This is a genomic window from Rhizobium sp. ZW T2_16, from assembly GCF_044987325.1.
Taxonomy (GTDB): Bacteria; Pseudomonadota; Alphaproteobacteria; order Rhizobiales; family Rhizobiaceae; genus Neorhizobium; species Neorhizobium cellulosilyticum.
Genome location: NZ_JBJDRG010000002.1, coordinates 822,550 through 841,694, shown reverse-complemented (window position 1 = coordinate 841,694; position 19,145 = coordinate 822,550). Strand labels below are relative to the sequence as shown.

Genomic DNA, 19,145 nt, shown 5'->3' with positions numbered 1-19,145 from the left:
CTCAGAAGAACGACCGTGCAGCCGCATCCGCCGCGGAGCCGATCGGGCCGCCATAGAGGATGTAGGTGGTGATCAGCAGGCCGGAAATGCCGAAGATGAAGCGTAGTTCTCCGGGTGTGCGCTCGAATTCGCCCTTCGGATCATCGAACCACATCAGCTTGACGATGCGCAGGTAGTAGTAGGCTGCGACGACAGACATCAGGAAGCCGATGACGGCAAGCGTGAAGAGACCTGCTTCGACGGCCGCCAGGAATACGTAATATTTGGCGAAGAAGCCTGCGAGCGGCGGAATGCCTGCCATGGAGAACATCTGCGCGGTCAGTACCACCGCCATGAACGGCTTTCTGGCAAAGAGGCCAGCAAGCTCGTCGATCTCCTCGACATAGGTGCCATCCGGGCGGCGCATCGACATGATGCAGGCAAAGGTGCCGAAGGACATCATCATGTAGATGAGCATGTAGAGGGCGACACCGGAAACGCCGCTTTCGCTGCCTGCCGACAGGCCGACAAGCGCGAAGCCCATGTGGCCAATGGAGGAATAGGCCATCAGGCGCTTGATGTTCTTCTGGCCGACGGCGGCAAAGGAGCCGAGCGCCATGGAGGCAATCGCCACGAAGACGATGATCTGGCGCCAGTCGCCGATGAGCGGCAGGAAGGTCTCCGAGGTCAGACGGATGAGGATCGCCATGGCAGCGATCTTCGGGCCGGCTGCGAAGAAGGCGGTAACCGGGGTCGGTGCACCTTCATAAACGTCCGGCGTCCACATGTGGAAAGGAACCGCGGAAATCTTGAAGCAGGCGCCGGCGAGGATGAAGACCATGCCGAAAATCAGGCCGAGGCCACGGGTTTCCGAAGAAAGGACGGACGCGATTTCCTGGAATCCGGTGTTGCCGGTGAAGCCGTAGACCAGCGACATGCCGTAGAGCAGCATCCCGGAAGACAGCGCACCGAGGACGAAATATTTCAGGCCAGCTTCGGTCGAGCGCAGGCTGTCGCGGTTGAAGGCGGCAACGACATAAAGCGCCAGCGACATCAGCTCGAGGCCGAGATAGAAGGCGATCAGGTCATTGGCCGAGATCAAGAGCAGCATGCCGAGCGTCGAGAGAACCAGCAGGACCGGATATTCGATCTTGTCGAGCTGCATGGCCTTGCCCTGAACGGCTGACATGGCTAGCGCGAAAATCGAGCCGGCGATTGCCGCGACCTTCATGAAGCGGGCGAACGGATCGACGATGAAGGCACCGCCGAAGGCTTCGCCATTGCCGGAAGACACCGTGATCAGCAGTCCGACGACGGCGAGAAGCGCGATTGCCAGCCCGGAAATCAGCTGGTTCGCCTTTTCGCCGATGAAAACACCCATCATGAGCAGCACGAGCGCGCCGACCGCCAGAATGATTTCGGGCAGAGCAAACTGCAGACTTTGAGAGAAGAGTTCAGGAGTCATAGTCTTATCTGTCCCGTCATCAATTCGCAGCCTGAGCGGCGGTCGCCACGGCCTGGATGGCCGCATGGTAATTGGTTACGATTCTGTCGACTGTCGCTGCGGAGGCATCGAAGACCGGCGCAGGATAGATGCCGAAGAAGATGGTCACAACGATCAGCGGCCAGACGATGCAGTGCTCGCGGAAAGAAATGTCCACAAGGCCCTGCATCAGCGGCGATTTTGCCTGACCGAAGATCATGCGGCGGTAGAGCCACAGCATGTAGGCGGCGGAAAGAACGACACCCGTGGTGGCGAAGAACGCCGTCCAGACGCTGACACGGAAGACGCCGACCGTCGCCAGGAATTCGCCGACGAAGGCGGAAGTGCCCGGCAGGCCGACATTGGCCATGGTGAAGATCAGGAAGGCCAGCGCGTATTTCGGCATGCGGTGCACGAGACCACCGTAATCGCCGATGTTACGCGTATGGGTACGTTCGTAGACAATGCCGACGCAGAGGAAGAGCGCGCCGGAGATGACGCCGTGCGACAGCATCTGGAAGATAGCGCCGTGCAGACCCTGCTGGTTGACCGCGAAGATGGCCATCGTCACGTAACCCATGTGGGCGACGGAGGAATAGGCGATCATCTTCTTGATGTCGGACTGCATCAGAGCCACGAGCGAGGCGTAGATAATGGCGATGACCGACAGGGTGAGGATCATCGGCGTGAAATAGTCGGACGCCAAGGGGAACATCGGCAGCGAGAAGCGCAGGAAGCCGTAACCGCCGAACTTCAGCAGCAGAGCCGCAAGGTCGACCGAGCCGGCCGTCGGGGCTTCTACGTGCGCATCCGGCAACCAGGTGTGGAACGGCCACATCGGCACCTTGACGGCGAACGACAAGAAGAAGGCCAGGAACAGCCAGAACTGCATTTCCGGCGAGAACTTGTAGGCAAGCAGGACTGGAATGGAGGTGGTGCCGACTTCCGCATACATGACAAGGATGCCGACCAGCATGAAGACCGAACCGGCCAGCGTATAAAGGAAGAACTTCATCGACGCGTAGATGCGACGCGGTCCGCCCCAGACGCCGATGATGAGGAACATCGGAATCAAGCTCGCTTCGAAGAAGACGTAGAAGAGCACGAGGTCCATCGACACGAAGACGCCGACGATCAGCACTTCCAGAACCAGGAAGGCGATCATGTATTCACGCGCATGCAGCGTGATCGCCTTCCAGCTGGTCAACACGCCGAACGGCATGAGGAAGGTCGCCAGCACGACGAACATGACGGACAAGCCATCGACGCCGATATGGTAACTGATGCCCTTGCCGAGCCAGTAATACTGCTCGACCATCTGGTAATCGGCGCTGGAGCCGTCAAAGCCGTACCAGACGACCAGCGACAGGAGGAATGTGATGATCGTCGTGATCAACGAGATGATCATGACGTTCTGGCGACCGTCGTCGGTGTCGTCGCGGGTGAACACCAGCAACAGCACGCCCACCATCGGGAGGAAGGTGACCGTGGAAAGAATAGGCCAATCGGTCATCAGACAGAACTCCCGAGCATCATCCAGGTAATCAGGGCAGCGACGCCAAGCAGCATCGTGAAGGCATAGTGATAGAGGTAACCGGTCTGCAGGCGCACGACGCGGTTGGCGGTGTCAACCACCCGAGCAGCAACGCCGTTGGGTCCGAAGTGGTCGATCGTACCGACATCGACCTTCTGCCAGAAGAAGCGGCCGAGAGCCTTGGCGGAACGGACGAACAGGAAGTCGTAGAGTTCGTCGAAATACCACTTGTTGAGCAGGAACTGGTAGAGGCCCGGCTGTGCGGCCGCTAGTTTCTTCGGTGTCTCTGGCGACTTGATGTAGAAGTACCAGGCGGTGACGAAGCCGATCAGCATGGCGATGAAGGGCGACAGGACGACGAGGAACGGCACGTGATGGAATTCGTGCAGCAGTTCGTTGTGCTCGGAGGTGAAGAGCGCGCCCTTCCAGAAGCCCTCGTAGGCGTCACCGTAGAACATTCCCTGGAAGATCACGCCGGCGAGCACCGCGCCGATGGCCAGTACATAGAGCGGGATCAGCATGACGTTCGGGCTTTCATGCACGTGATGCATGACCTCGTGGCTGGCGCGCTCCTTGCCGAAGAAGGTTAGGAATGCCAGACGCCAGGAGTAGAAGCTGGTGAACAGCGCTGCGATGACGAGCAACGTGAAGGCAAAGCCCGAGACCGCCGAATGCGAGGCATAGGATGCCTCGATGATGACGTCCTTGGAGAAGAAGCCCGCAAAACCGATCGGCGTGAAGGGGATGCCGACGCCGGTCAATGCCAGCGTGCCGATCGTCATCATCCAGAAGGTGACCGGGATGTGCTTTCTCAGACCACCCATCTTGCGCATGTCCTGCTCGCCATCAACGGCATGGATGACCGAGCCGGCGCACAGGAACAACAGAGCCTTGAAGAAGGCGTGGGTGAAGAGGTGGAAGATCGCCGCGCCATAAGCGCCGATGCCGAGAGCCACGAACATGTAGCCGAGCTGCGAGCAGGTCGAATAGGCGATGACACGCTTGATATCGTTCTGCACGAGACCGACGGTCGCTGCGAAGAAAGCCGTGATCGCGCCGATGATCGTGACAACGGTCAGTGCATCCGGCGACTGTTCGAACAAAGGCGACATGCGGGCAACGAGGAAGACGCCGGCGGTGACCATGGTTGCGGCATGGATGAGGGCCGAGACCGGGGTCGGGCCTTCCATGGCGTCCGGCAGCCAGGTGTGCAGCAGGAACTGCGCCGACTTGCCCATCGCGCCCATGAAGAGCAGCAGGCAGGCGGCAGTCAGCGCGCCTTCGCGGGTCAGCGTCAGGCCGAAGACGTCGAAGATGACGCGAGCTGCTTCCGGAGACCCTTCGGCCGGCAGATAAGTGCCGGCATTGGCGAAGATGGTCTCGAAGTTGATCGAGCCGAACATGACGAAGACGGCGGCGATGCCGAGCATGAAGCCGAAGTCACCGACGCGGTTGACGATGAAGGCCTTCATGGCAGCCGCATTGGCCGACGGGCGATCGTACCAGAAGCCGATCAGCAGATAGGATGCGAGACCGACGCCTTCCCAGCCGAAGAACATCTGCAGCAGGTTATCCGACGTGATGAGCATCAGCATCGTGAAGGTGAAGAGCGACAGATAGGCGAAGAAGCGCGGACGATGCGGATCGGTGTGCATGTAACCAACGGAATAGACATGCACGAGGAAAGACACCGTGTTGACGACGACGAACATGACCGAAGTCAGCGTGTCGATGCGAAGCGCCCAGAAGACGTCGATATTGCCGGATTGGATCCAGCGCAAGACCTCGACGCTCATGGTTTCCTGGGAACCGAGCGCCACCTGGAAGAAGACGACCCAGGAGAGAACCGCGACCACGGCCATCAGGCCGCAGGTGACGAATTCCGAGGCCTTGGTGCCGATCTGGCGACCGAACAGGCCCGCGATCAGGAAGCCGACCAGAGGAAGGAAGACGATAAGCTTGTAGATCATGACCCGATCAGCCCTTCATCACATTGACGTCGTCGACGGCGATCGAGCCGCGGTTGCGGTAGAAGACGACAAGAATTGCAAGACCGATGGCGGCCTCCGCAGCCGCGACAGTCAGAATGAACAAAGCAAAGACCTGGCCGACGATGTCGTTCAGGAACGACGAGAAGGCGACCATGTTGAGATTGACCGCGAGCAGGATGAGCTCGATCGACATCAGGATGATGATGACGTTCTTGCGGTTCAGGAAGATGCCGAAAACGCCAAGCGTGAAGAGGATGGCGCTGACCGTGAGATAGTGGGAAAGACCGATTTCCATTTTACTGTTCCTTTTTCCCGCTTCCTCAGAGCCCTTGGCCCGGCTTGACCTTGACCACCTCGACGGCGGTTTCCGGCGTGCGGGCGACCTGGCGCGAAACATCCTGACGCTTGATGTTCTGGCGGTGGCGCAGGGTCAGCACGATCGCGCCGATCATCGCCACCAGCAGAACCATGCCGGCGATCTGGAAGAAATAGACATAGTGGGTGTAGAGCACGTCCCCGAGAGCGGCAGTATTCGTGCGCTCTGCCGGGTTCGGGATAGGCATTGTTATCGACTGCGCGGCTTCCGGCGACAGCACGCTCGAGCCGATGACGAGGATCAGCTCGGCCGCGACCACCAGACCGACCAGCATGCCGATCGGGGCATATTGCAGGACGCCGGATTTCAGCTCGGCGAAATCGATGTCGAGCATCATCACGACGAAGAGGAAGAGAACCGCCACCGCGCCGATATAGACAACCAGCAGGATCATCGCGAGGAATTCAGCGCCGGTCAAAAGGAAGAGACCGGCCGCATTGAAGAAGACCACGATGAGAAAGAGAACCGAGTGGACCGGGTTCCTGGACGAAATGACCATGAACGCCGACGCGACGGCGATGAACGCGAACAGATAGAAGAATAGTGCCTGCAGACCCATCGTGGTGCCTTCTCGTCCCTCGTCGAGATCGGGCTTTCCGCCCTACCCGCCCGACCGGTGCCATTTAAGCGCCGGTATGAATTTGAATGAGCCGGAAGCATCAAGCCATCCGGCGAATGCGCCTTACCGGTAAGGCGCATCCATTGCGATATTGCGGGCGATCTCCCGTTCCCAGCGATCGCCATTTTCCAGAAGCCGTGCCTTATCGAAATAAAGCTCTTCGCGGGTTTCCGTCGAGAACTCGAAATTCGGGCCTTCGACGATCGCGTCGACCGGGCATGCCTCCTGGCAGAAGCCGCAATAGATGCACTTCACCATGTCGATATCGTAACGCACCGTGCGACGGGTGCCGTCATTGCGGCGCGGACCGGCTTCGATGGTGATCGCCTGAGCGGGACAGATCGCCTCGCACAGCTTGCAGGCGATGCAGCGCTCCTCCCCGTTCGGATAACGGCGCAGCGCATGCTCGCCACGGAAGCGCGGTGAAACCGGCCCCTTTTCGAACGGGTAGTTAATCGTGGCCTTCTGCTTGAAGAAATACTTCATCGACAGGAAGAAGGCGCCGACGAACTCCTTCAGGAACAGCGAGTTGATAGCCTGTGCAATAGCCATCTTATTCTCCAATGATGCCGAGGAACGGACCGGTCATAATCAAGCCCATCCCGTCAGTTTCAGCACGAATGCAACGATGATCAACATGATGAGCGACAGCGGAAGGAAGACTTTCCAGCCGAGGCGCATGAGCTGGTCATAGCGGTAGCGCGGTACGAATGCCTTCACCATGGCGATCATGAAGAAGACCATTGTGCCCTTGAGCACGAACCAGATGACGCCCGGCACCCAGTTGAGGATGGCGATATCGACCGGGGGCAGCCAGCCGCCAAGGAAGAGAATGGTCGTCAGCGAGCAGACCATCAGGATGGCGGCATATTCCGACAGCATCAGCATCATGTACGGAGCCGAGCCGTATTCGACCATGTAGCCGGCGACCAGTTCGGATTCCGCTTCCGGAAGATCGAAGGGCGGACGGTTGGTTTCGGCAAGACCCGAGATGAAGAAGATCACGAACATCGGGAAGAGCGACAGCCAGTGCCAGTCGAGGAAGGAGTTCGGCAGGCCGAGCTTGGTGCCAAGGCCGTCCTGCTGCGACATGACGATATCCGTCAGGTTCAGCGAGCCAACGCAGAGAAGGACGGCAACGATGACGAAACCGATCGAGACTTCGTAGGACACCATCTGGGCCGCGGAACGGAGCGCACCGAGGAACGGGTATTTGGAGTTGGATGCCCAACCCGCCATGATGATCCCGTAGACCTCCAGCGAGGAGATCGCGAAGATGTAGAGAATGCCGACATTGATATCGGCGATGGCCCAGCCTTCATTGAGCGGAATGACTGCCCAAGTGGCGAGCGCCAGCGTCACGGAAACGAGCGGCGCCAGAAGGAAGACGGCCTTGTTGGCACCAGCCGGGATGATCGGCTCCTTGAAGACGAACTTCAAAAGGTCGGCGAAGGACTGGAACAGGCCGAACGGACCAACGATGTTGGGGCCGCGGCGCAGCTGTACGGCGGCCCAGATCTTGCGGTCGGCCAGAAGGATATAGGCAATGAAGACCAGAAGGCAGACCAGCAGCAGAAGCGACTGCCCCAGCATGATGAGCGCCGGCCAAACGTAGGTCCAGAAGAACGAATCCATATTCATATCACTCCGCCGCAGCCTGGAAGTTGTTGCGGGCCAATGCCGAGCACTCAGCCATGACGGCAGAGGAACGGGCAATCGGGTTGGTCAGGTAAAAATCCTTGATCGGCGAAGAGAAGCCGCCCTTGGTCATTTCGCCGGCCTTTTGGCCGAGCGCTGCTACATCGTTGACCGAGCCTGCAGCGATCTCATCGATCTGCGCAAAATGCGGGTGGTCCTGATAAAGCTTGGCGCGTAGAGCCTGGAGACTGTCGAAGGGCAGTTTCTTGCCGAGCACATCGGAGAGCGCACGCAGGATCGCCCATTCCTCGCGGGCTTCGCCCGGCGCGAAGCCGGCGCGGTTGCCCATCTGGACGCGGCCTTCGGTATTGACCCAGGTACCGGACTTTTCGGTATAGGCCGCACCCGGCAGGATGATATCGGCGTTCATTGCGCCATGATCGCCGTGGCTGCCGATATAGATCGTCGTCTTGGCGTACTTGGCCGAGAAGTTCATCTCGTCAGCGCCGAGCAGGAAGAGAACGTCCATCGAGCGCAGCATGGTCGCAGCATCTGCGCCCTTCGCACCCGGAACGAAACCGAGGTCGAGACCGCCGACGCGGGAGGCTGCGGTGTGGAGGACGGCAAAACCGTTCCACTCTTCCGTCAGGGCACCGACCGAGCCTGCGAGCTGCGCTGCAGCCTGAAGAACAGCCAGACCATCCGGACGGGTGAGAGCCCCCTGCCCTACGATAATCATCGGGTTCTTTGCGCCACGCAGCTTTTCGGCAAAGCTGTTTACACCCGAGGCCAGATCGGAAAGCGTTTCCGGACCTGCACCAAGATAGTCGTAAGGGTAACGCAGCTCGTTGACTTCGCCGATCACGCCGATCGGGAAGTTGCCGCGGCGGAAGCGCTTGCGGATGCGGGCGTTGAGGACGGCGGCTTCGAGGCGCGGGTTGGCACCGATGATGAGCAGAGCGCCGGCCTGTTCGATGCCTTCGATGGTCGGATTGAAGAGGTAGCTTGCGCGGCCAAGCGACGGATCAAGCGCCGTCCCGTCCTGGCGACAGTCGAGGTTTTCCGATCCGAGCGAAGACAGAATCTGCTTCAACGCATACATTTCCTCGACGGAAGCGAGGTCACCGGCAATTGCGCCGATCTTGTCGCCCGAGGTTGCGGAAACGGCAGCCTTGACGGCCGCGAAGGCTTCACCCCAGCTTGCGGGCTGCAGGCGGCCATCTTTGCGGACGTAAGGACGGTCGAGACGCTGGGTCTTCAGGCCATCCCAGATGAAGCGGGTCTTGTCAGAAATCCACTCCTCGTTCACCTGTTCGTTGACGCGCGGCATGATGCGCATGACTTCGCGGCCACGGGTGTCGACGCGGATGGCGGAGCCGACGGCATCCATGACGTCGATCGATTCCGTCTTGCCGAGTTCCCACGGACGGGCGGTGAAGGCGAAAGGTTTCGAGGTTAGAGCGCCGACCGGGCAGAGGTCAACGACGTTGCCCTGAAGCTCGGAGGTCATGGCCTGTTCGAGATAGGTGGTGATTTCGGCATCTTCGCCGCGGCCGATCAGGCCGAGTTCGGAAATGCCGCCGACTTCTGTGGTGAAGCGGACGCAGCGCGTGCAGTGGATGCAGCGGTTCATTACGGTCTTGACCAGCGGGCCGATATACTTGTCTTCGACAGCGCGCTTGTTTTCACCATAACGAGACGAGTCGATACCGAAGGCCATCGCCTGGTCCTGCAGGTCGCATTCGCCGCCCTGGTCGCAGATCGGGCAATCCAGCGGATGGTTGATCAGCAGGAATTCCATCACGCCTTCGCGGGCCTTCTTGACCATAGGCGTATTGGTGAAGATTTCCGGCAGTTCGCCGTTCGGGCCGCCGCGGATATCGCGCACGCCCATGGCGCAGGAGGCCGTCGGCTTTGGCGGGCCGCCCTTCACCTCAATCAGACACATGCGGCAGTTGCCTGCCACAGACAGACGCTCATGGAAACAAAAGCGCGGAATCTCGGCTCCCGCTTCCTCGCATGCCTGGAGCAGCGTGAAATGGTCAGGAACTTCGATTTCGTTGCCGTCAACCTTCAGCTTTGCCATCGTATCACTTACGTCCTGTGTTCAACCCGAGCATCCAAGGCCCGGAAATAGTTCATTTCAACAACCGAAACCCTGCGTGTCGCAGGCCTTATTCGGCCGCCTCCATGACGGCGCCTTCAGACGTCGCATTGTATGTATACTGGTCGATCCGAGCTTCGATCTCGGAGCGGAAATTGCGGATCAGACCCTGGATCGGCCAAGCGGCTGCGTCGCCGAGCGCGCAGATCGTATGGCCTTCAACCTGTTTGGAAACCTGGAACAGCATGTCGATCTCACGCTTCTGGGCGTTACCGCGCACCATGCGTTCCATCAGGCGCATCATCCAGCCGGTGCCTTCGCGGCACGGCGTGCACTGGCCGCAGCTTTCATGCTTGAAGAAGGCCGCGATGCGCCAGATCGCCTTGATGACATCCGTCGACTTGTCCATGACGATCATGCCGCCGGTGCCGAAGGAAGACTTGACCTCGCGCATGCCGTCAAAGTCCATGATCGCGTCGGCCATGTCTTCGCCACGCACGATGGGGCAGGATGCGCCGCCAGGAATGACAGCTAGCAGATTGTCCCAGCCGCCGCGGATGCCGCCGCAGTGATGTTCGATGATCTCGCGGAAGGAGAGCCCCATTGCCTCTTCGAAGGTGCAGGGCTTGTTGACGTGGCCCGAAACCATGAACAGCTTGGTGCCGACATTGTTGGCACGGCCGATCGAGGAAAACCAGGACGCGCCGCGACGCAGGATCGTCGGGGCGACTGAGATCGATTCGACATTGTTGACCGTGGTCGGGCAGCCATAGAGACCCATGTTCGCCGGGAATGGCGGCTTCATGCGCGGCTGGCCCTTCTTGCCTTCGAGGCTTTCGAGCAATGCCGTTTCTTCGCCGCAGATATAGGCACCGGCGCCGTGATGGACGACGATGTCGTAATCCCAGCCATGGACCGTGTTCTTGCCGAGTAGGCCTGCCTCGTAACATTCGTCGATCGCTGCCTGCAGGGCTTCACGCTCGCGCATGTATTCGCCGCGAACATAGATGAAGGCCGTATGGGCGCCCATGGCGAAACCGGCAATCACACAGCCTTCGATCAGGGTATGCGGATCGTTGCGGAGGATTTCGCGGTCCTTGCACGTGCCGGGCTCAGATTCGTCGGCGTTGACGACAAGATAATGCGGACGGCCGTCAGATTCCTTCGGCATGAAGGACCATTTGAGGCCGGTCGGGAAGCCAGCACCACCACGACCACGAAGGCCGGATGCCTTCATCTCGTTGATGATCCAGTCCCTGCCCTTTTCGATGATGATCTTAGTACCATCCCAGTGGCCACGGCTCATCGCTCCCTTCAAGGACTTGTCCTTGAGGCCGTAGATATTGGTGAAGATGCGATCCTGATCGTTAAGCATATCTCACCCCTTACCGTGGCTTCTTGCCGAAGACTTTAATGTATTCGGCTTCGCCACCCTTGGCGAGCGCCTTGGCCTGGTTGAGCCAGTCGTCACGTTCAATACGGCCCTTGAAATTCAGGTAGCCGTCCACCCATTCGCGCTCGGCCTTCTTCCACGATGCGACTTGCGCGAAGGTGAATATACCGAGTTCGTGAAGGGTTGCTTCGATCTTCGGACCGACGCCGGAAATCAGCTTCAGGTCATCAACCTCAGCCGGCTTTTCGATGCCCTTAGGGCGGTTCTTGTCTTCCAGCGACGGCTTTTCGGACTTTGCGCCGGGAGCAGCCTTGACGGCTTCAGCCTTTGGGACCTCTGCAGCCGACTTATCTACCGTTGCCTTGGCATTTGCTTCGGCGGCCTTCGGCGCAGTAACCGGCGTTTTCAGCTTGGGATCGGTTTCGGGTGCCGTATCCTTCGGCTTTGCAGCCTCTGCCGGAGGAACCGGGGCTGCGTCGACAGCCGGCTCCGGCTGCGGCTCGAGATTGGTGCGGACCGGCTTGATCTCGTCGTTCAGCGTGACCGCGCCGCCTTCAGGCGCGGAGAGATGGCGTTCGATCTGCGGGCCGGGCTTGATTTCGTCACCCTTGCCTGCTTCGAACGCATCGATGATTTCTTCGAGACGCGCGGGCGTGAGGTCTTCGTAGGCATCCTTGAAGATGATGACCATCGGTGCGTTGACGCAGGCGCCCTGACACTCGACTTCTTCCCAGGACAGCGTGCCGTCGGCATTCGGCTGCAGCGGATCGTGATGGATCTTGTGCTGACAGACCTTGATCAGCTCTTCGGCGCCGCGCAGCATGCAGGGCGTGGTGCCGCAGACCTGGATATGGGCGCGGGTGCCGATCGGCTTCAGCTGGAACTGGGTGTAGAAAGTAGCCACTTCCATGACGCGGATATAGGGCATGTCGAGACGGGCCGCGACATGCTCGATCGTGGCGCGGGTGACCCAGCCTTCCTGCTCCTGCGCTCGCATCAGAAGCGGGATGACGGCCGACTGCTGCCGGCCTTCCGGGTATTTCCTGATCGTTGCCTCGGCCCAGGCCGCATTCTCTTCGTTGAAGGCGAAGTTAGCGGGCTGGAACTGTTCTTCGGCTAGTCGACGAACGGACATTCTTTCTCACGCCTTATCAGTTTATTGACACACGCCGCGAGACCACCGCAAAAGCGGCTTCGCAGGCTTTGGCAGGGATGATCGCAGCGACGGATACCATCAGCGGTCTACCTCACCGAACACGATATCGAACGAGCCCAGCACCGCCGAGACGTCCGCCAGTTGGTGCCCGCGACAGGCGAAATCCATCGCCTGAAGGTGCGCATAGCCCGGAGCACGGATCTTGCAGCGGTAGGGCTTGTTGGTGCCATCGGCCACGAGAAACACGCCAAACTCGCCCTTGGGAGCTTCGACGGCGGCATAAACTTCGCCGGCGGGCACGTGGTAGCCTTCGGTATAAAGCTTGAAGTGGTGGATGAGCGCTTCCATCGAGCGCTTCATCTCACCGCGCTTGGGTGGCACAACCTTGCCATCGGTAGCCGAGAACGGGCCGGCCTTGGCATCGCCGAGCAGGCGGTTGACGCACTGCTTCATGATCTTGCAGCTCTCGCGCATCTCGATCATGCGGATGAGGTAGCGATCGTAACAGTCGCCGTTCTTACCGATCGGGATGTCGAATTCGAGGTCGGAATAACATTCGTATGGCTGCGCACGGCGCAGGTCCCAGGCAGCGCCCGAACCGCGGACCATGACACCGGAGAAGCCGCGTGCCCAGGCATCGTTGATATCGATGACGCCGATATCGACGTTACGCTGCTTGAAGATGCGGTTGCCGGTCAGAAGATCGTCGATATCATCCAGCTTGGACGGGAACTGGTCGCACCACGCGCCGATATCCTCGACCAGCTCATGCGGCAGATCCTGATGGACGCCGCCGGGACGGAAATAGGCTGCGTGCATGCGCGCGCCACATGCACGCTCGTAAAACACCATCAGCTTTTCGCGCTCTTCGAAACCCCAGAGCGGCGGGGTGAGCGCGCCGACGTCCATGGCCTGGGTGGTGACGTTCAAGAGATGCGACAGGATACGGCCGATCTCGGAATAAAGGACGCGGATGAGCTGGCCGCGGATCGGAATTTCCAGACCGAGCATCTTTTCGACGGCCAGAGCAAAGGCATGCTCCTGATTCATCGGCGCGACGTAATCGAGGCGGTCGAAATAGGGAACGGCCTGGAGATAAGTCTTCGTCTCGATGAGCTTTTCGGTGCCGCGGTGCAGAAGACCGATATGCGGGTCCACGCGCTCCACAATTTCGCCGTCGAGTTCCAGCACAAGACGCAGAACGCCGTGCGCTGCAGGATGCTGCGGCCCGAAATTGATGTTGAAGTTACGAACGTTGTGCTCGGTCATCTGCGGCTCCATGCCAGTACTCAAGCGTACCGGGCGGGAAAAACTTGGCGTCAAACCGGCGCTTATGCGCCAGTTTCAGATTTCGGCGTCAGGTATTAGCCTTCTCGTCCCCGGGAAGGACGTATTCCGGTCCCTCCCACGGACTCAGGAAGTCGAAGCTGCGAAATTCCTGGCGGAGCTCAACCGGTTCGTAGACGACGCGCTTGAGGCTGTCGTCATAGCGAACCTCGACGAAACCGGTGGTCGGGAAATCCTTGCGCAGCGGATGACCTTCAAAGCCGTAATCGGTGAGGATGCGGCGAAGATCCGGATGGCCTGTAAACAGGATACCGTACATGTCCCAGGCTTCGCGCTCGGCCCAGTCGGCACCCGGATAAACGGAAGTGACAGACGGAACGGGCTCTTCCTCAGCCGTTGCAAGCTTCACGCGGATGCGCTGGTTCTGCTTCGGCGACATCAAGTGATAGACGACATCGAAGCGCTTGACGCGCGCCGGATAGTCTACACCACAGGCATCGATGAAATTGACGAAGGCACAGCGGGGATCGTCGCGCAGGAAAGTCAGAAGATCGACGACATTTGCACCGGTTGTGAGGAGCGTCAGTTCGCCATAGGCAATCAATGCGTCCTCGACCAGCGTGGGGCGCGCTTCGCGGATATAGTTGGAAAGTTCGCTCAAGGCTTCAGTCATGATATCCTCCTTGAAGCCTCAGCGTTCGATCGTGCCGGTGCGGCGGATCTTTTTCTGCAGCAAAAGCACGCCGTAAAGCAGCGCCTCTGCCGTGGGGGGACAGCCTGGCACATAGATGTCGACCGGCACAACGCGGTCACATCCGCGCACCACCGAATAGGAATAGTGATAATAACCGCCGCCATTGGCGCAGGAGCCCATCGAGATGACGTAACGCGGTTCCGGCATCTGATCATAGACCTTGCGGAGCGCCGGCGCCATCTTGTTGGTCAGCGTGCCGGCGACGATCATCACATCGGACTGGCGCGGAGAGGCGCGCGGTGCAAAACCGAAGCGCTCTACGTCATAACGCGGCATGGAAAGCTGCATCATCTCGACGGCGCAACAGGCAAGACCGAAGGTCATCCACATCAGCGAACCGGTACGGGCCCAATTGATCAGCTCGTCCGTCGACGTGACGAGAAACCCCTTGTCGGCGAGCTCATTGTTGATCTCGCCGAAAAATGCGTCATCGCTGCCGATCGGCTTACCGGTATTGGGATCAATGATGCCTTTCGGCTGAGGTGCAACGAGGGTGCTGCCGCTATCGACTACTCCCATTCCAGAGCTCCTTTTTTCCATTCGTAGATAAAGCCGACTGTCAAAACAGCAAGGAAGACCATCATCGACCAGAAGCCGAACCAGCCAATTTCCCCGAAGGACACAGCCCAGGGGAAGAGGAACGCCACTTCAAGGTCGAAGATGATGAAGAGAATCGACACGAGATAGAATCGAATATCGAACTTCATGCGCGCGTCATCGAATGCGTTGAAGCCGCATTCATATGCCGACAGCTTCTCGGAATCGGGAGCCTTATAGGCGACGGCAAACGGCGCGATCAAAAGCGCCAGGCCGATAACCATGGAGATTCCGATAAAGATCGCGATCGGGATGTAAGAAGCGAGAAGTTCACTCATGATATCCAACCCCTGCCTGCAAGAAGCGCCGAACGACGCATTTTTAGGCAATGCGCGGGCAAGCGAACGTGCATTGCAACAAGCCGTGACTATCGCAGCCGCGTTTCCCACGCAAGTGCTTTAACAAGCCACCCCACACGCATAGAGGTGCGAAAGACGACAAAATGTCGCGGAGGGTGACGGAAAGCCTGAAACGATTGAAAAACGACAAAGCGATAGAGCCGGGAGCATCGCAAAAAGTTATTAACAGGAGCAAAAATATCAACGTTTGCAGTGAACTTGCGCTTTGCCAAGTCTACGCACGAAAAATCACCCCTGCGACAATTGTCCGCACGGCACGAGCCCCACAAAAACAGTCGCAGCGGTTGCAGGCAACTCCGAAAACACAGGCAAAACCCTCCGCACCGGAAAGCCATCTCGCGCATTACGGGAAATCCGCGCCACCCCGGACAGCATAACCGAAACCGACACAAAACTGCCCACACGAAAAAGGTCGATCACGCAATTGCGAACGGGCAACCACCCTCCCCCGAAGATAAAGAGAGGAAACAGCAGCCGAGCGATCAGCAGGGCCGCGAAATGCAGGATGGAAGGAACAGGGCGACGTAAGTCTAAAAGCGACCGTCATGCGGTGTTTGAAACCGCATAGGTGAATAGAAATATGGAGGATAGAGAGAATGGCGCGAGTGACGGGGCTCGAACCCGCGACCTCCGGCGTGACAGGCCGGCACTCTAACCGACTGAGCTACACCCGCGCATTTGCCTTTTACGGCGGATTAACCGGGGTCAACCGATTAATCAATGAGAGAAGAATGGCGCGAGTGACGGGGCTCGAACCCGCGACCTCCGGCGTGACAGGCCGGCACTCTAACCGACTGAGCTACACCCGCACTTTCTTCAAGAAATCCACCTCCTGGAAGGGAAACCTCTTGGCCGGGCGACCTCAATCGCTCGGTTGGCGGCTGTCTAAGAGGTTCGGGATCGGGTGTCAAGCAGGTTTCAAGACAAAAGGATGACGCCTTCAATGTTTTATCCACAGCCGCTCTTTTTTGCGCATATCCGACGAAAAATTCAAAAAAACATCACGAAGGCTCTTGCGGTTTTTTTCCGATCCGCATAGATCACGGCCACCGACGCGGCGGACACGATCCGGTCTCGCGAAGGGCGATTAGCTCAGTTGGTAGAGCGCCTCGTTTACACCGAGGATGTCGGGAGTTCGAGTCTCTCATCGCCCACCATTCTTTTCTTCTCCTTTATTATGGACTGATAAGCGATTTGATTTCGCGGGTATTTGAGCCGTGCTCGCACAGATCTGCCTACTCGTTGCAAAATCCGCGCTGCCGCTCCCCCAAGCCTGTGATATGCAAGGCGTGAGCAACAGGCTGCGAACCGTGTTCTTTCTGCAGCCACATCAAATTTGTGAGAGAGCCGACCCGATGCGCTTCGCCTGCCTCCCCCTTCTCTTCGCCGCAACATTCTGCGTTTCGCCAGCCGCGGCAAAGGACACAGCAAAGCTTCGTCCCGCAACGGCAACGGAAATTCGGCAGACGCTGACAAAGACGTCCAATCTAAAAGATGCCCCAAATGGCTACCAGTATCGGGAAGGCGGCAAGATCGGCTACAGGATCGACAACGGGAAGATCTGCGTGCTCCAGCAGCGCAAAAGCGAATGCGTCACGGTCTATACCGACGGTAAGCGGCTTGAGACGATCGATCGCCGTGGAAATCGCAACTTCCTGAATTGATTCGAACGGAGTGCGGCAGAGGCGCGAATTCAGCCACGCCCTTAAAGATCTGACATTGCACATCGATCGACCGTTTTGCGACGGCTTCGGCACAATAATCTCTCCACAGGCGCCGATCTGAAAAGATTCGCGGAGCAAACTGCTCCGCCTCGTGCAAAACGGGGAAGCGACGAAGCGCTTCACGCACATGTTCGCCTTCAAAACCTTTCAGAATCAACATCCCGACTTTTTCACATCGCCGAAGACTTCGCTTTTGCCGGACGCTTTATCCCCGCCATCCCAACACCTTCTAGAATCAAGGCCCGCGCCAACAGCGCAGTGACCAGAAGGAACGGCAGGATGAAGAGAAGAATTACCCCACGACACAAGCCTTGCAGACCAGTGCGAGGTGGCAGTCATGCTTGACCTTTGCCTCTCCACCACAAGTCTGGCGACAATCCTGGGGAACAAGGTAGCCATCGTACCGCCCTACCCGGCGCCTTCGGGCTATCGCTGGAAAACAGTCACCGAGAGCGGTGCCGTCGTGCGCGAAAAGAATCAATCCGTTATCGAACTTGTAAGGACCGCGGCATGAGCGAACTTCTTTCCATTCGTCCAGCCGCGATGCGCCAAGCCGCCACCCGCTGCTTTCCGTCACTCAACTGGAATGCGACACTTCCCTGGCTGAGAGCCATTACTGTCCATACTGCACGTAGAAGGCTGATCAATCCGCGCGTCGTCTATCCGAACTGGAGGATGAGCGGTTCGTCCGAAGCATCGAGCGGTGCCGGGACGCTGAAAGTATCGCTTGAATATCCAGCCGGTGTCTTCACGCTCGCAAATGAGTGTATTGCGGTAGGCGGCTCGGCTGTCGCATTTCCCGTCGGCAATCTAGCGCTTACATTCAACGTCACGGTTCCACGCGGGGCAAAATTCTGGCTGAGGCCGCTCGTCAACATTCCCTCAGGCGTCAACTGGACACAGATGGCAGGCGGCAACGAGTCCAATTACGGCATTGCATCCGGCGATTTCATGGACATCAGCACGAGCGCCGTTGCCGACCACACCGGGGGCGGAAGCGTAGGCGCGGCTAACGGCAGTCTCTATCTTCCCATGGTCATCGCCACGGAGCATAGGGAGGCCGCGCCGATCATCTTCGGCACCAGCCGTGCTGCCGGCGGCACCTATATCAATGACAGCAACGGTAACGCCGGAATCGAGTGCGTCATCCTGGGCAGAAACCACGGCTACACCAACCACGCCATCGCAGCCACGCTTCTGGCAAGCTGGAATGCCGGCACGCATACCTATCTCGGGCAGTTGATCACAGCGGGCTACTGGACACATGTGATCAACGAATATGGCATCAACGATACCGGTGACACCGCCGCTGCCCTTGCCGGGCGCCGAACAACCTTTGCCAGCTGGGTGAAGGGACTTCGTTCGGATATCGTCGTTATCGGCGAAACGCTCTATCCACGGACCAGCAGCACGGATGGCTATGCCAGCAAGGCAAACCAGACGATTTCGAGCCAGCCGATCGCGGAATTCAACAATCTGGTACGCACCGGGATTTCCGGCGAGGACTACTGCTGGGATGCCGCTGACGGGCTCGACCCGACTCGCGAGGGGAAATACCCGGTTACACGCAATCCCAACGACGCATCTTATACGCCGACACTTTTCACCGCGGGGCTTTCCGGCACGACGCTGACAGTTTCATCCGTAACATCCGGCCCTGCACTAGGTGTGGGCGTGCCGATCAATGCCACCGGCGCTGCGCCCAGCCTTTGGATCGTAAGGCAGTTGAGCGGCACAGCGGGAACTGTCGGCACCTATGAAGTCAATCGCGCCCATAACGGGTTCCCGAACAAACCTGCCCTCGCCGCCGGGACAAGTTTCACGACCGCGGGTTACACGACAAGAGATGGCCTGCATGCAGAATGGCTCGGGGCAGAAATGATCGTCAACAACAAGGGACCAGCGCTGCTGGACCTGCTGGCGGCTTGAATACAGCCCTGCGTCACCCGATCATCCCGCTCCATTGGAGCGGGATTCTTTTTAACGCGATTGCCATTTCAAGATTCCAGGCAATGCGACGATGACTTGATACAACTTTCATGCCGATGCCAAGAGTGAGAAATCAATGGAAAAGGGCAGCGGTACTCTCCGGCATTCATCAGTTATATAGAAGACTATGCTGGAAAGACTTATTGCATATTCAAAGTACAA

General features: G+C 58.7%; 17 protein-coding genes and 3 tRNA genes. 4 read left to right on the top strand and 16 right to left on the bottom strand.

The annotated features are described in order from the left end of the window. Position 1: 1 nt before the first annotated feature. The 16 genes from nuoN to ACI3K0_RS09540 form a co-directional block, all read right to left on the bottom strand. Positions 2-1,444, bottom strand: a complete 1,443-nt coding sequence (nuoN, locus tag ACI3K0_RS09615; protein ID WP_148147970.1) for an NADH-quinone oxidoreductase subunit NuoN — start codon at positions 1,442-1,444, stop codon at positions 2-4. 19 nt (positions 1,445-1,463) lie between these two features. Continuing rightward, the gene (locus ACI3K0_RS09610; protein WP_206825143.1) at positions 1,464-2,975 is read right to left on the bottom strand and encodes an NADH-quinone oxidoreductase subunit M; all 1,512 of its coding nucleotides are present in this window, start codon (positions 2,973-2,975) and stop codon (positions 1,464-1,466) included. Beyond that, the gene (gene nuoL, locus ACI3K0_RS09605; RefSeq protein WP_183826923.1) at positions 2,975-4,966 is read right to left on the bottom strand and encodes an NADH-quinone oxidoreductase subunit L; all 1,992 of its coding nucleotides are present in this window, start codon (positions 4,964-4,966) and stop codon (positions 2,975-2,977) included. Before nuoL ends, ACI3K0_RS09610 begins: the two co-directional genes overlap by 1 nt. A gap of 7 nt (positions 4,967-4,973) precedes the next feature. Further along, positions 4,974-5,282, bottom strand: a complete 309-nt coding sequence (nuoK, locus tag ACI3K0_RS09600; protein ID WP_112511603.1) for an NADH-quinone oxidoreductase subunit NuoK — start codon at positions 5,280-5,282, stop codon at positions 4,974-4,976. 25 nt (positions 5,283-5,307) lie between these two features. Beyond that, a complete protein-coding gene (locus tag ACI3K0_RS09595; RefSeq protein WP_148147967.1) occupies positions 5,308-5,922 on the bottom strand; it encodes an NADH-quinone oxidoreductase subunit J in 615 nt (204 codons plus the stop codon). Between the two features lie 123 nt (positions 5,923-6,045). Further along, on the bottom strand, positions 6,046-6,534 hold the full coding sequence (nuoI, locus tag ACI3K0_RS09590) for an NADH-quinone oxidoreductase subunit NuoI (RefSeq protein WP_139672471.1): 489 nt from the start codon (positions 6,532-6,534) through the stop codon (positions 6,046-6,048). A 39-nt stretch (positions 6,535-6,573) separates the two neighbouring features. Further along, positions 6,574-7,617, bottom strand: a complete 1,044-nt coding sequence (gene nuoH, locus ACI3K0_RS09585; protein ID WP_148148033.1) for an NADH-quinone oxidoreductase subunit NuoH — start codon at positions 7,615-7,617, stop codon at positions 6,574-6,576. Between the two features lie 7 nt (positions 7,618-7,624). Further along, positions 7,625-9,706: an NADH-quinone oxidoreductase subunit NuoG gene (gene nuoG, locus ACI3K0_RS09580; RefSeq protein WP_183826926.1), complete on the bottom strand. Its 2,082-nt coding sequence runs from the start codon at positions 9,704-9,706 to the stop codon at positions 7,625-7,627. 88 nt (positions 9,707-9,794) lie between these two features. Then, positions 9,795-11,099 carry an NADH-quinone oxidoreductase subunit NuoF gene (gene nuoF, locus ACI3K0_RS09575; protein WP_183826928.1) on the bottom strand — a complete coding sequence of 435 codons (1,305 nt, stop codon included), beginning with the start codon at positions 11,097-11,099 and terminating at the stop codon, positions 9,795-9,797. A 10-nt stretch (positions 11,100-11,109) separates the two neighbouring features. Continuing rightward, positions 11,110-12,252, bottom strand: a complete 1,143-nt coding sequence (locus ACI3K0_RS09570) for an NADH-quinone oxidoreductase subunit E (protein ID WP_404945277.1) — start codon at positions 12,250-12,252, stop codon at positions 11,110-11,112. A 99-nt stretch (positions 12,253-12,351) separates the two neighbouring features. Beyond that, positions 12,352-13,542 (bottom strand): NADH-quinone oxidoreductase subunit D, encoded by a 1,191-nt coding sequence (locus tag ACI3K0_RS09565; protein ID WP_148147963.1) that lies wholly within the window; start codon positions 13,540-13,542, stop codon positions 12,352-12,354. 88 nt (positions 13,543-13,630) lie between these two features. Beyond that, positions 13,631-14,233: an NADH-quinone oxidoreductase subunit C gene (locus tag ACI3K0_RS09560; protein WP_183826934.1), complete on the bottom strand. Its 603-nt coding sequence runs from the start codon at positions 14,231-14,233 to the stop codon at positions 13,631-13,633. Between the two features lie 18 nt (positions 14,234-14,251). Then, positions 14,252-14,833 (bottom strand): NADH-quinone oxidoreductase subunit B family protein, encoded by a 582-nt coding sequence (locus tag ACI3K0_RS09555; RefSeq protein ID WP_148147961.1) that lies wholly within the window; start codon positions 14,831-14,833, stop codon positions 14,252-14,254. Beyond that, complete coding sequence (locus tag ACI3K0_RS09550; protein ID WP_112457281.1) at positions 14,824-15,189, bottom strand: NADH-quinone oxidoreductase subunit A; 366 nt, start codon at positions 15,187-15,189, stop codon at positions 14,824-14,826. The genes ACI3K0_RS09555 and ACI3K0_RS09550 overlap by 10 nt, the downstream gene beginning before the upstream one ends. Before the next feature lie 678 nt (positions 15,190-15,867). Then, positions 15,868-15,944: transfer RNA gene (locus ACI3K0_RS09545), tRNA-Asp, on the bottom strand. Between the two features lie 58 nt (positions 15,945-16,002). Beyond that, positions 16,003-16,079 (bottom strand) — tRNA-Asp (locus ACI3K0_RS09540). 272 nt (positions 16,080-16,351) lie between these two features. Between ACI3K0_RS09540 and ACI3K0_RS09535 the strand changes: the two genes are divergently transcribed. The 4 genes from ACI3K0_RS09535 to ACI3K0_RS09520 all read left to right on the top strand — a co-directional run bounded on the left by ACI3K0_RS09535 (position 16,352) and on the right by ACI3K0_RS09520 (position 18,923). After that, a tRNA-Val gene (locus tag ACI3K0_RS09535) sits at positions 16,352-16,427 on the top strand. Between the two features lie 198 nt (positions 16,428-16,625). Next, positions 16,626-16,934, top strand: a complete 309-nt coding sequence (locus tag ACI3K0_RS09530; protein ID WP_183826937.1) for a hypothetical protein — start codon at positions 16,626-16,628, stop codon at positions 16,932-16,934. A 397-nt stretch (positions 16,935-17,331) separates the two neighbouring features. Then, positions 17,332-17,508 carry a hypothetical protein gene (locus tag ACI3K0_RS09525; protein WP_183685040.1) on the top strand — a complete coding sequence of 59 codons (177 nt, stop codon included), beginning with the start codon at positions 17,332-17,334 and terminating at the stop codon, positions 17,506-17,508. Further along, positions 17,505-18,923 carry a hypothetical protein gene (locus ACI3K0_RS09520; RefSeq protein WP_183826940.1) on the top strand — a complete coding sequence of 473 codons (1,419 nt, stop codon included), beginning with the start codon at positions 17,505-17,507 and terminating at the stop codon, positions 18,921-18,923. The genes ACI3K0_RS09525 and ACI3K0_RS09520 overlap by 4 nt, the downstream gene beginning before the upstream one ends. The last annotated feature ends 222 nt before the right edge of the window (positions 18,924-19,145 follow it).